The following is a 12,475-nucleotide window of genomic DNA, read 5'->3' on the forward strand; positions in this document are numbered from 1 at the left end:
GTTCCGCCGGCTATCGAGGCCGGTCGAACACGATACTCACTCCTGAAAAGAGCGCGGCCAACGAAATCCCGAGGCATAAGCATGCGACCACCGCGGTAGGCATCGGCGAGGGGTGACCTGGGTCCCTGGCGTACCGGTTGCGGCGCAGCCGTAGCCCCGCCATCGTCGTGGCAACGACACCGACCAGGGCCGCAATCGATGCGGCCGGAAACTCGCCGTGTTCGCCGTGCAGTTTCAACACGGCGAAGGCGACGCCGACGGCGGTCAGACCGGTGCGCCGCCAAGCCAGGATTGTGCGTTCCGGTTGGAGACCGGGGTCGCGGGGTGCGTTCGCGCACGTCATCCCACACCTGCCACCGCGCAGATCAGCGCCGCCGCTACGACTCCGCCGACAAGTATCGACGTCAACGGGGTTCTCGGCAGCGGCGCGTCGTGTCGCATGGCACGCTGGACACAGCGCCACCGCAGCAACGCACCGACGGCGATCACCGCGGCCAGCGTGATACAGGTCAGAGCCAGCGCGCGCCGGGCCGACTCGGAAAACTCGGGAGCCAACAACTGCCCGACGGCGACGCCGCCTGCGAGCAAGGCCAATGCCGTCCGCACCCACGCCAGCAGGGTCCGCTCGTTGGCGAGGGTGAAGCGATAGTCGGGTTCCCGATCGGTCACATTCTCACTCCGTCTTCGCCGAAGATCGTCGCTGGTGCGGTCCGCCGACGGTGGTCGTGGAGTTCGTCGTCTGCCTGCATCGCCGCCTCCAGCAGCGACGCGCCTTCCTTGCGTAGTGCTGCAATGCGGCTGTTCCACCGGTCGAGCGTCGCTTTGGTCTCGATGACGAAGCTCTGCGCGGCCGGCCCCAGAGCTTCGGGGCGGTGGATGATTCCGAAGGGGGTGCGCAGTTCGGGCCGTGTTTCCACCACCACCGCCCCCGAACGCGCCGCGCCGGTGGCCATACGCAACGGCAGAAAAGCGCCGCCGATCCCGTCCAGCACCAAGGTCAGCTGCGCGTGACGGTTCGGAACCTGGGCCACGATCCGCGGAACCGCGGTCTCTCGGCGCAGTGTGGTCGTCACGATGTTGTTCTCCCGCTGTGCCGAGCTGCTGGCGATGAGGGCGACATCGTCGAGTCGGGTGAGGGAGAACGACTCGCTCGGATCGATGTCGGTGCCCGGCGGAAGCACGAGGAGTAGCCGTTGTTCGGCGAGCTCGACTGCCTTCAGGCCCGCCAGTGGCACGGGAAAGGTGGTGAAGCCCAATTCGCAATTGCCGCTCGCCACTTCTTCGCACAATTGCGCGGCGTCGGTGAATTCGAGTAGGTCCAATCGGATGCCCGGATGCATGCGCGTGAACGACCAACTCCACGCCGCGACCGCTTCGCTCGACATCTCGGGCATCGTCCCTACGGTGATCGCACCCACCTGGAGATCTCGTGCCGCGCGCATGATGTCACGCGCCGCGAGCACGTCGGCGAGAACGGTCCGCGCCGGTTCGACCAGCAGCTGCCCGGCGGGACTGAGAACGAGATTGCGTCCGGTGCGATGGAACAACGGCACGCCCAGTTCACGCTCGAGCTGGCGGATACTCTGCGACAAAGACGCCTGTGCGATGTGCAGGTGCTGTGCCGCCCGATTGACTCCCTGCTGCTCCACCACTGCGAGAAAGTACTCGAGCTGCCGAAATTCCATACTCGCTCCTGCCTGCTAAGCAGACTTCCGTCGGGTGACCCGGAAGCTGTCGGGCAGCGTGCCGTCCATCCCGACCTGTTTGATCATCGCCTTCGCAAGATTTCGTTCATGGACCGGCGAGGATCCCTCATAAATCCGCAGTGCCCGCACGTCACGCCACATCCGTGGCACGGGATGCGGCCCGACGATACCGGCACCACCGAGCAATTGGACACAGCGGTCCGCGACTCGGCTCGCCATCTCCGAGCAATACAACTTGGCCGCCGCGATCCGGTGGCGGGGAATATCGCCGGCATCGAAAGCCTGCGCACAGTCGAGCGTCATCGACCGCCCGGCCTCCAATTCGGCGAAACTCCGCCCGAGCTCGGCTTGCACCGCACCCAATTCCGACAACGGGCCACCGAACTGATGGCGCCGGTCGAGATAGGCGGTGGTCTCCTCGAGCATCCGGGTAGCTTGACCGACACATGTCGCCGCGACATGGAGGCGGGCGTGGTTGATACCGCGCAGCGCTTGCGTGAGGCCACGGCCCTCGATGCCACCGAGCAGATTGCCTGCGGGTACTCGTGTGTTCCGGAAGAAGATCTCGCCCACCGGGGCCTCGGCGTGCCCGTTCATCATCTCCGGTAGCGCTGTGCTTATGCCTGGCGATTGCGCGTCGACGATGAATGCGGAAATACCTTCGGCTCCCGGCTCGTTCGGGTCGGTTCGAGCGAAGACGAGAAACGCGTCGGCCCAAGCCGCGTTCGTGATGTAGCGTTTCTCGCCCTCGATCACATAGTTCTCACCCTGGCGCGTGGCAGTGGTAGCGAGATGCGCGGCGTCGGACCCGGCTTCCGCCTCGGTCAGCGCGAAGGCGGTGACGAGCTCACCGGCGGCCATCGCCGGTAACAGACGTCGCCGTTGATCCTCGGTGCCGTGGTCGAGAATCGCCTGCGAGCACAGCCCGATCACGGTCGAGAAGCGTGAACGGTAAACGCAGGAGGCGCGGGTGAATTCGAACGTCAGCCGCACCTGCTGACTCATCGACCATTCCAGGCCGCCGTAGCGACGCGGAATCGAAACTGCGAACAACCCCAGCCGCGCCATCCGCTCCACAATGTGCTGCGGCACAGCACCGTCGGCAACCATTTCCGGTTCCGAGGGGATGAGTTCGGTATCGGTGAATTCGGCTATCCGTTGCAGGTACTCTTCGAAACCGAGGCCCTCGACAGCGGGATCGATCATGCGTAGCGCCTTTCCATTGGTCGATGGTCGAGAGCGGAGATCACCCCGGCCTCGACCAGTACGGTGATGTCTTCGTCGGAATAGCCGACCTCGCGCAAAATCCGAGCACTGTCCTCACCCACGGCGGGGGCGGGGCGCGAAACGGTCCGCCGGCGGCCGTCGATCGTGAAAGGGCAACCGGGGAAGGTTATTTCGCCCCCGTCTCGCCCGGCGACCGATACCAGCACCCCGGCCGCCGATACATCGGGGTCCACGGCGACCTCGTCGAAAGCACGGACGGCGCCGCACACGATGCCCGCCGACTGCAGAAGTTTCGTCGCCTGCTCGCGAGTCATTCCGGCGAAGGCGTCGTTGAGCGCCGCAAGCAACTCCCCGCGATTGCGCACCCGGGCCGGGTTGTCGGCGAAGCGCGGGTCCTCGATCATGTCCGGCCGGTCTATGAGGGTGCACAGTGCTGCCCATTTGTCATCGGTATACGCCGACAGGACCACGGCGCCATCGGCAACTTCGAGAAGGTCCGCGGCCGGTGCCGCATTCGCCTGCCCATTGCCTTTGCGGCGCAGCGGAATTCCGGTGAGCTGGTATTCGCCCCAGGTCGCGGCCTGCATCGACAATACGGCTTCCATCAGCGAGGTCTCCACCTGCGCACCGCGCCCGGTACTGTGCCGCTCGTACAGTGCGGCCAAGATTCCCATGGCCAGCGCGTTGGCGGCCGAAACATCGGCAACCGCGAAACCGACTCGCTGCGGGCTACCGTCCGCGGGCCCGGTCGTGTGCATCAACCCGAACTCGGCTTGCGCCGCGATGTCGAGGCCCGGCCGGCGCCGAGAAGGGCCTCTGGTGCCGAATCCGGTGATGCCGGCATAGATCAGACGGGGGTATTGCGCCCGTAGGCTCTCGGCGCCGAGCCCCATTCGTTCGGCGGAGTCGGCGCGGAAGTTCTGAATCAGGACGTCGGCCCGTTCGAGCAGTGCGTGTAGAACACCCTTGCCCTCCGGCCGAGCCAAGTCGATTGCGAGACTTCGCTTGTCGCGGTTGTAGGCCTGCACCATCGCTCGACCGAATGTGCCCACGCCGCGTGCCTGGTCACCCCGGAGACTCTCCACCTTCACAACGTCGGCACCCAGATCCGCCAGCGTTTGCCCCGCGCTCGGGCCGGCGATGTACTGGCCGAAGTCCAGCACCCGTATTCCGTGCAGAGGTCCGCGTGTGGACATCAATTCTCCTTCCGAACTGCGACTGCGGCACTGAGTCGTTCGAGATCGGCGCGCGCCTTTTCGGGGTTCAACATCAACGCTCCGAGTACGCCCAGTACGCAGACGGCGATACCGACGGTCAGAAATCCCGTGGCGTATCCCTGGGCCGGGTCCGGCGCAGGGTCGACGAGGAGTCCGAGACCGTACGGTGCGACAATTCCGGCCACGCTGTACGCGGCGATGATGCAGCCGAAGAACGCCACTCGCTGCCGGGCGGGCAGGAAATCGGCTGCGCCCGCGAAGGCCACCGAGAAGGCGACGCTGTTCACCGAGAAGGCCACGGTCACCAGAATCAGTTGCATAATTCCTGCACCGGTCTGGGTGAACGCGATCATCGCCACCCCGCCGCCGAGTAGGTAGAGGCCGGTCAGGGCACCGCGTGCGAGTCTGGCGCTGTAACCGATGCGCAGGAGCCGACCGGACAGCAATCCCGCGGACAACAGCACGACCACAGCCGCCGCATAAGGGATCGAGGACAGCGCGCCCACGACGCGCTCGGAGTACCCGAGGCCGTCGTGCAGATAAGCGGGCAGCCAGGAAACCTTCAGCGAGGAAATCATGTAACCGGCAAATGACATGAGGACGAGTCCCCAGAAACTGCGCAACATCAGTAGCCGATAGAACGGCACGACGATATGACCATTCGGATCGAGATCGCCGGAGCCCACGGTCGTCCGGGTGCCGGGATGGGCCGAGTTCCGGAAGGGCATTCGGTCCGTGAACCGGACCCAGGCCAAGATCCAGAGCCCACCGACGACAACCAGAACGAAGAAGGCGGTGTGCCACGACCACGTGAGGATCACCCATGTCAGAGTGGGTGCGGCCACCAAGGGACCGATCGAGGACCCCGAATTGACCAGCGCCCCGGCGAAGGCCCGCCGTTCCGGCGGGAATCTGTCGGCGACAACGGACTGACAAAACGCGTGCGCGGGGCCCTCGAAAAAGCCCAGTAGCATCCGCGAGACCAGCAACACGCCGAAGGTCGTGGGCACGGTCAGCGGCAACATGGTGAACACCCACGCCGACATCAGCAACACCCCGCCCCAGACGTAGGTGATCTTGCGGAGGACGATCGCCAATGCCACGGCCCCCAGGGCGAACAGCCAGAAGAAGGCGCTGCTGAGCAGCCCGTACTGGCTTGCCGAGAGGTGCAGATCGTGACGGATGTGGGTGGCGGCCAGCCCGATCAGGGCCTTGTCCGCGAAATTCAGGGTGAAGAAGAGGAACAGGAACAGCACGAGAATCCAGGCTTTGGCGGGGATCTGTGGTTTCTTGTCCGCTCTCGAATTGACATCGGCCAGTTGAGCGGAAGTCGTCATATCTTTTCTCCTCAGTGCTGCCATCCGGATGCTGGGTGGCGCACTGGCTGCCAAATCCGAACCTGCTTCAGATCACACCAGGACGTGGTCGTGATCAATAGCCGAAACACGGTCGGACAATTCGGTTCTACCTATCGGTTCACATCGGTAACGGCTCGCGATCCACCGGACCCTCGGCCACCGACGCGGAGGCGAAGCCCGCCTGTCGTCGTCATTTCTTCGGAAACGGCGCGTTTATGGTGGTGAAATACTGAATGACGGCCGCGGCGGCGATGGGGGCGCCGACGAATATGGAGCCGGCGAGGACGCCCAAGGGGGCGAGGGCAGCCGCACCGATCAAGCATCCGGCGAGCGGCCCGGCGCCGAACAGGGTGGCCAGCGGCCCGGTAACGATCCCGCCGGTCACTCCGCCGAGCAGGCAGCCGAGCACACCGGCCGCCAGCGCGCCCGCCATCGCCCCGAAACTGGCTCCCATCGTGATGGTGGTCGTCAGCCGGCTCCAAGCGGCGGCTTCTCGGTCGTAGGGCGTTTTCCACGGTGCTTGGTCCTCGAAAGGCAACGCGGCGGGTTTGTAATGGGCCCGCGCGGGGTCGAGCACCGGCGTCAGTGTGGCCGTCCTTCCGTCGATACGGGCCTCGACAGGGAAGGCGATGTCGTCGACATCGACCTCGAGTGGGATACCGGCAAGGAGCTCACCGTTCGCTCCCATGATTCGAAACCGGCCATGCTCGGCCGACATGCTCCCACTGTCGAGGGAGATAACCGCGGAGTCGCCGCGGCGATAGGCGGTGTAATGCACCGAAGAGACATCGGAGACCCCGACGCCGGGGTCGGCGACCGCCGGACCCGACACGAGTACCGTGCCCGCGACAAGGGCAGCTGAGGATACAACGCTGGACAATTTCATGTGTGATTTCCTTTCGGCGCGCAATTGCCGTATCGGTCTCTCGCAGGCCGGCATCGGTAGTGCAGATGCTGCGGCCGCCGGATGCGCTGCCATGGTTCAGATCACACCAAGCGTCCGAGCTGATCAATGAACAAAATCCGGTCAGGGTGTTCGTTACTGCCGAACAGTGCAGGTGAGAGGCCTTTGCGGGCCACGTTCCGAGCAGCCTTCGCACATTCGCTTACATAGCCGGATCGAATGACGAAGCAATATCGAATGGCGAAAGATTCGACAGCCCGGACGAATCGAGGACCGAAATTCGAACCGGCGAAATCAGCGCGAGGACGGGTGTGGCATCCGGCCGGACCGAGCCGACCCGGGCGCGAAACGACCGCGATCATCCCCCGTCGGCGCGTCCGCGGGCCTACAGTCTGACTATGGCCGAACTACCGGAGCTACAGCAGAACGCCGTGACCACGGTGCGCGAATTCTTCGCCGCGATGGAGATGGGCGCGGTGAACGAGGCACTGGACCTGCTGGATGCCGACATCGTGTGGAAGAACACCTCGCTGCCGGATATTCGCGGGATCCACCGCGTGGGCGCGGTCCTGCGCGGACTCGGTCGCGACGCCTTCGGCTTCCGTGCCGACATGCACCACATCGCCGCGGAGACCGGTGCCGCCCCCGCGGTCGAGGGCGAGACCGTGCTCACCGAACGCACCGACTACCTGCGCATGGGCCCGCTGGAGATCGAGTTCTGGGTGTGCGGCACCTTCGAACTGGTCGACGGCCGGATCACCCTGTGGCACGACCACTTCAGCTGGGAGAACGTCCTGCGCGGCACCGCGGCGGGACTGTGGAATCTGGTCCGCCGCCGCTGACCGGGTGCCGCGGCGAACACCGGGGCAACCCCGGTGTCGCATCGGTGCGGCCGTGGTGCGCAGCCGCGACCACGACCGCTCGGAAAATAATCAGGGGCGCAGCTGCGCGACTTCGGCCCGCGCCGCTTCCCCTTCGGCCCCGAAATCATTGCGCGAGAAGATGTTCCAGCGCTGCAGTAGCGGTGTGAAAACCAGCTCGCCGGCCCGCGCGGGCTCGTAGATCCCGGCCTCGGCCAGCACATCGGTGCTGTTGCGGCCATCGGGCAGGGTCAGTTCGGGGACGCGGAACTCCGCGATCCGGTCCGCGATCGCCCGCATCGTCTGATCGGGGGTCAGCTCCAGCGCCGCGTCGACCAGATTCGCGAAGAACTCGGACTGTAGTTCGTCGTCGAGCGCGATTCGCTCGGCGATCGCGGTGACCATCGGATTCTCCTGCAGCGCCGCGATATTGCGATGCCGCACCGCCGAGGCGGCCTCCTCGAACGCGCACAGTGCCAGCACGTCCAGCAGATGCATGGGCGGGCGGCGGAAGCCGGTGGTCATATGCGCCATCCGGGCTCGTTCCAGCTCCACCGGATCGACCGCGCGGGTCACCATCAGGTAGTTGCGGATGAGGATCTCGTGCCGGTTCTCCTCGGCCGTCCAGCGGCCGACCCAGCGCCACCACGGCCCGGTCCGCAGGTACTTACCGAGCTCCCGGTGATACGACGGCAAATTGTCGGCGATCAGCACGCTCACCGTGAGCGCCACCGCGGCAACCTCTCCGAGGGCGACCTGCTCCGGATCCCAGTCGACGCCACCGAGGAAGCCGAAGTTGCGTCCGTCGCTGAAGGGCACGTACTCATGCGGCTGCCAGCCGTCGGCCCGGTCGATATGACGCCGGAGATTGTCTTCCACCGCGCCGGCAAGCGATTCCAGCAGCTCACGGTCGGTCATCAGAGTTTGCACCCGGACAACCTACCGACTGTTCGCCCGGAGCGGGGAAATTTGCGTCCCACACCGTGCGATACACAGCGGCGCGGCCGCGAGACCGTGATCCGGTCCCGCGGCCGCGGAGGTACACCCATGGGCTACTTGGTTGTCACCGTGGTCTGACGGTCCGACGAGTTCCAGGTGATCGTGCCGCCGGTGAAGTCGCTCTCCTTACCGGTCGGGTTGTCCTTCTCGTCGCTGGTCGGGTAGCCGAGCTTGCCGTTCACTCCGCCGTTGCCCTCCCATGCCTGGCGGATGTCGCCCCACACCACGTGCGCGTCGGTCTGCTCGCTCCAGCAGATCGCGCCGCCGGTGAACTCCTGGCACGAGCCGCCGTTCGGGCCGTTGACCGAGGCGCCGGTGGGCTCACCGAGCGGGCTCTGCACCCCGCCCATCTCGGTGTACTTGGTGAGGATGTGGCCGGAAACGGTGATCTCCTGGCCGTTCTGAGTGGCGATCTTGGTCTCCGATGCCGCGGCACTGCCGGACGGCGTCTCCCCGGAGGTGTTGGTGCCCGAGGCCATCGGGGCCGACGTCTCGGTGCCCGAAGCCATCGCGCCGGTGGTTTCGGTCATCCCGGCATGCGTGCTCGTCCCCGAGCTGTTGTTGTCGTTGCTACAGGCGGCAGTGAACAGCAGTGCCGTTCCGGCGAAAGCCATCACGACAGCGGCGGAGCGTCGAGCGAAGTGGTGCATGTCCATCCTCTCGAAGGTGAGAGCCGGTGGCGCCGCGGCTGCGACGCCACCGACCGTCAGGCCAGCGCTCGGGCTACGGTTCGGCGAATCGATTGTGAAACACCGACAACCGCTCCGAACAGGGTTCTTGCGGAAATATACCCGCCACCGTGTGGGATGAACCATATTCCGAATGTTTGCTGGCCCACACCTTTTCCCGCCCGCGCTCGGTCGGCGGGATTGCCCGAACGCCTCAGGCGTTCGGGCCGTACTCCTCCAGCATCTCGGTGACCAGCGCGGCGATCGGCGAGCGCTCGCTGCGAGTCAGGGTGACATGGGCGAACAGCGGATGGCCCTTGAGCTTCTCGATCACCGCGGCCACCCCGTCGTGCCGGCCGACCCGCAGGTTGTCGCGCTGGGCGACATCGTGCGTCAGCACCACCCGGGAGCCACTGCCCAATCGGCTGAGCACGGTGAGCAGCACATTGCGTTCCAGCGACTGCGCCTCGTCCACGATCACGAACGAATCGTGCAGCGACCGGCCCCGAATGTGGGTGAGCGGCAACACCTCCAGCATGCCGCGGGAGAGCACCTCCTCCATCACCTCCGGGCTGGCCAGCCCGTCCAGGGTGTCGAAGACCGCCTGCGCCCAGGGGCCCATCTTCTCGCTCTCGCTGCCCGGCAGGTAGCCCAGCTCCTGGCCGCCCACCGCATACAGCGGCCGGAAGACCACGACCTTGCGCTGAGAACGCCGTTCCAGCACCGCCTCCAGTCCGGCGGTCAGAGCCAGCGCCGATTTACCGGTACCGGCCTTACCGCCCAGGGAGACGATGCCCACGCTCTCGTCGAGCAGCAGATCCAGGGCGATGCGCTGTTCGGCCGACCGGCCGTGCAGGCCGAAGGCTTCCCTATCGCCGCGGACCAACTGCACTCGCTTGTCCGGCGTCACCCGGGCCAGCGCGCTGCCGTTGGTGCCGAGCAGTCGAATTCCGGTGTGGCAGGGCAGGTCCCGGGCCTCGTCCAGATCGACGACCGATTCGGCGTAGAGCCGGTCGACGACGGCGGCGGAGACATCCAGTTCGGTCATTCCGGTCCAACCGGAGATGACCACGTCCTGTGCGTGATATTCCTCGGCCGGCAGGCCCACCGCGCCCGCCTTTACCCGCAGCGGAATGTCCTTGGACACCAACACCACCCGCTGCCCTTCCGCGGCCAGATTGAGCGCGCAGGCCAGGATCCGGGAATCGTTGGTGTCGGTACGGAACCCGACCGGCAGCACCGCGGGATCGGTGTGATTCAACTCCACCTGCAGCGTGCCGCCGTCCGTGCCGATCGGAACCCGCTGATCCAGCCGGCTGTGTGCCAGGCGGAGATCGTCGAGGTTGCGCAGGGCTTCGCGGGCGAACCAGCCGAGTTCGTGATGGTGCCGTTTGGCCTCCAATTCGCTGATCACCACCAGCGGCAACACCACGTGGTGTTCGCCGAAGCGCGTCATGGCCCAGGGGTCGGACAACAACACGGAGGTGTCGATCACGAAGGATTTGCGGGGCGAGGTGCCGGCTCCCTTTCCGGAGCCTCCGCTCTTGCCGGAGCGGGCTTTCGAGGGAGCGATGACGGAGCGTGCATCAGTCACGGTGGGCTCCTTTGTTGTCCGTGCCATACCCGCACGGACGTTCTCGCTGGGCCGGTCCGCCCTGGGGTCAAACGACCCGAGGGCCGGGTACCGGCCCCCTCGTACTGAGTTGCTCAGCCACGATCAGGACCTCCCGGACGAGCCACACCGACGCGGCTCGCACTTCGACGGTACTGCGGTTTCGCGATTCCGGCTCCCGAGATGACAGGCGTGTCGATGAACAAGTAGTTAACGCCGACCAGTAGCTATCGGTCAGCTACAAGGTTGCCCGCGGTGGTGACCGAACCCGCTAGAGTCGGTACATGAGCGATGTCGCGGAGCTGGAGAAGCTGTCGTCGAAGGAACTGCACGATCGGGCGGTCAAATACGCGGTGCGCCACGGCGATGTGAAGTTCCTGTGGCGCCTGCTCGAACAGATTCCGGCCGCCCAGGCGGCGACCGGCGATATCGGCGAGAGCGAGGCCGACATCAAATACGTACTGCCCATGCTCGACGACTACGTGCACGCCGGCGAGGGCAAGATAGCCGAGGCGTTGCGCCCGCTGTACATCGAATATCTCAGCACCCGGGACTGACCACTACCAGGTGACCGGCAGGCGGTCCACGCCGTGGATACCCGTACCCTGCCGCAACTCGATGTCGACGGGATCGACCGCGAGGCGCAACGTCGGAAAGCGAGAAGCCAAGGCGGGCAGGGCTACTCGCATTTCGACTCGCGCCAGCTGCTGACCGAGGCACAGATGTGCGCCGTGCCCGAAACCCAGATGGCCCATCGCATCGCGCCGCACATCCAATACATCGGGATCGTCGAACCGTGCCGGATCGCGGTTGGCTGCCTGCAGTGACACGGCGACGGTCTCCCCCGCCCCGATGACCTGCCCGTTCACCTCGACATCGGTCAGCGCGACCCGGGTCGCGGTGTGCGCCACGGACAGATACCGCATCAGCTCCTCCACCGCGCCCGCGGCGAGACCGGGTTCGGCGCACAGCAGGTCGAATTGGTCGCGGTGGGTCAGCAGGGCATAGGTGCCCAGGGCGAGCATGTTCGCGGTGGTGTCCAGCCCGGCGGCGAGCAGGAATGCGCCGACACCGGCCAACTCGTCGAAAGTCAACTCCCCGCTCGCGGCGAGATCGCCGAGCAGATCGTCCGTAGGCTCGGACATCTTGTCCCGCACCAGGTCTCGCAGGTACGCGGTCATCGATTCATAGGCGGCATAGGATTGTTCGGGCGTGGCGTCGACGCCGCCCATGGCGGCCGCCATGCGCTGGAAGGACACTTCGTCGTCGAAGGGGATGCCGAGCAGCCGGCAGATGGTGAGCGCCGGAATCGGAAATGCGAAGGCCTGCACCAGATCCACCGATTCTTCGCATCGAGCTATGGCGTCGAGCCGATCGGCGGTGATCCGCTCGATGCCCTCGGTGAGCAGGCGCATCCGCCGGGCGGTGAACTTTCCCGCCAGCAGTCTGCGATAGCGCGTGTGCTCGGGAGCGTCGATACCGGTCAGATCGCCGAGCGGGGCGGGTGGAATCGCACCGATATCGGCGAAGGGATAGTGCGCCAGCTCGACGCGCGAACTGAATCGCGGATCCGCCAGAATCGCCCGCGCGGTGTCGTATCCGGTGGCGAGCCGGCCGCGGTGACCGTCCGGAAACAGCATGCGCTGCAACGGATTGCGCGCACGCAACTCGGCGAGGCCGGCCGGTGGGTCGAACGGACAACCGGAGGGGCGGTCGGTGGGCAGTCGGACCGGTTCCGAGGGGGCTTCGGGGAGGGACATGGCGAGCGCTCCGTTCACTGTTCGGACTGAACAGAACGCTACGTTGCATTCAACAATTCAACAACGCTACGGGCGCGGGATTGAGCCCTTATACGCTGGTAAATAGCAGATATATCAGTGCAACCGGCCTGCCGATCAATGCAACGGAGTGAGACGCCCGTTGC

General features: G+C 65.7%; 13 protein-coding genes. 2 read left to right on the forward strand and 11 right to left on the reverse strand.

The features are described 5' to 3' along the window. Positions 1-10: 10 nt before the first annotated feature. From ON37_RS34750 to ON37_RS21045, 7 genes are all read right to left on the reverse strand, one after another. Entirely contained in the window at positions 11-343 is a 333-nt protein-coding gene (locus tag ON37_RS34750; RefSeq protein ID WP_174362133.1) for a DUF202 domain-containing protein, read from the reverse strand. Continuing rightward, on the reverse strand, positions 340-669 hold the full coding sequence (locus tag ON37_RS21020; RefSeq protein WP_040721655.1) for a YidH family protein: 330 nt from the start codon (positions 667-669) through the stop codon (positions 340-342). Before ON37_RS21020 ends, ON37_RS34750 begins: the two co-directional genes overlap by 4 nt. Beyond that, positions 666-1,685 carry a LysR family transcriptional regulator gene (locus ON37_RS21025; protein ID WP_040721656.1) on the reverse strand — a complete coding sequence of 340 codons (1,020 nt, stop codon included), beginning with the start codon at positions 1,683-1,685 and terminating at the stop codon, positions 666-668. Before ON37_RS21025 ends, ON37_RS21020 begins: the two co-directional genes overlap by 4 nt. A gap of 15 nt (positions 1,686-1,700) precedes the next feature. Continuing rightward, the gene (locus ON37_RS21030) at positions 1,701-2,912 is read right to left on the reverse strand and encodes an acyl-CoA dehydrogenase family protein (RefSeq protein ID WP_040721657.1); all 1,212 of its coding nucleotides are present in this window, start codon (positions 2,910-2,912) and stop codon (positions 1,701-1,703) included. Next, a complete protein-coding gene (locus tag ON37_RS21035; protein ID WP_040721658.1) occupies positions 2,909-4,129 on the reverse strand; it encodes a CaiB/BaiF CoA transferase family protein in 1,221 nt (406 codons plus the stop codon). Before ON37_RS21035 ends, ON37_RS21030 begins: the two co-directional genes overlap by 4 nt. Continuing rightward, positions 4,129-5,487, reverse strand: a complete 1,359-nt coding sequence (locus ON37_RS21040) for an MFS transporter (RefSeq protein ID WP_051031854.1) — start codon at positions 5,485-5,487, stop codon at positions 4,129-4,131. The genes ON37_RS21035 and ON37_RS21040 overlap by 1 nt, the downstream gene beginning before the upstream one ends. Positions 5,488-5,698: 211 nt before the next feature. Next, positions 5,699-6,487 (reverse strand): DUF8020 domain-containing protein, encoded by a 789-nt coding sequence (locus ON37_RS21045; RefSeq protein WP_245553288.1) that lies wholly within the window; start codon positions 6,485-6,487, stop codon positions 5,699-5,701. Between the two features lie 323 nt (positions 6,488-6,810). Between ON37_RS21045 and ON37_RS21050 the strand changes: the two genes are divergently transcribed. Next, positions 6,811-7,254, forward strand: coding sequence for a limonene-1,2-epoxide hydrolase family protein (locus ON37_RS21050; RefSeq protein ID WP_040721678.1), 444 nt, complete (start codon positions 6,811-6,813; stop codon positions 7,252-7,254). A 90-nt stretch (positions 7,255-7,344) separates the two neighbouring features. On the opposite strand, the gene ON37_RS21055 is transcribed toward ON37_RS21050, so the two are convergent. From ON37_RS21055 to phoH2, 3 genes are all read right to left on the reverse strand, one after another. Continuing rightward, positions 7,345-8,190: an acyl-ACP desaturase gene (locus tag ON37_RS21055; RefSeq protein WP_051031855.1), complete on the reverse strand. Its 846-nt coding sequence runs from the start codon at positions 8,188-8,190 to the stop codon at positions 7,345-7,347. Between the two features lie 134 nt (positions 8,191-8,324). Then, positions 8,325-8,927: an LGFP repeat-containing protein gene (locus ON37_RS21060; RefSeq protein ID WP_245553289.1), complete on the reverse strand. Its 603-nt coding sequence runs from the start codon at positions 8,925-8,927 to the stop codon at positions 8,325-8,327. Positions 8,928-9,153: 226 nt separating this feature from the next. Next, positions 9,154-10,533: an RNA 5'-3' helicase PhoH2 gene (phoH2, locus tag ON37_RS21065; RefSeq protein WP_083893168.1), complete on the reverse strand. Its 1,380-nt coding sequence runs from the start codon at positions 10,531-10,533 to the stop codon at positions 9,154-9,156. Positions 10,534-10,835: 302 nt separating this feature from the next. On the opposite strand from phoH2, the gene ON37_RS21070 reads away from it, so the two are divergent. Next, positions 10,836-11,108 (forward strand): hypothetical protein, encoded by a 273-nt coding sequence (locus ON37_RS21070; RefSeq protein WP_040721663.1) that lies wholly within the window; start codon positions 10,836-10,838, stop codon positions 11,106-11,108. A gap of 3 nt (positions 11,109-11,111) precedes the next feature. Here the strand turns inward: ON37_RS21070 and ON37_RS21075 are convergent, their stop codons facing one another. Next, positions 11,112-12,311 (reverse strand): cytochrome P450, encoded by a 1,200-nt coding sequence (locus ON37_RS21075; RefSeq protein ID WP_040721680.1) that lies wholly within the window; start codon positions 12,309-12,311, stop codon positions 11,112-11,114. Positions 12,312-12,475: the final 164 nt, after the last annotated feature.

Origin of the sequence: Nocardia veterana NBRC 100344 (assembly GCF_000308855.1) — a bacterium.
Classification (GTDB): domain Bacteria; phylum Actinomycetota; class Actinomycetes; order Mycobacteriales; family Mycobacteriaceae; genus Nocardia; species Nocardia veterana.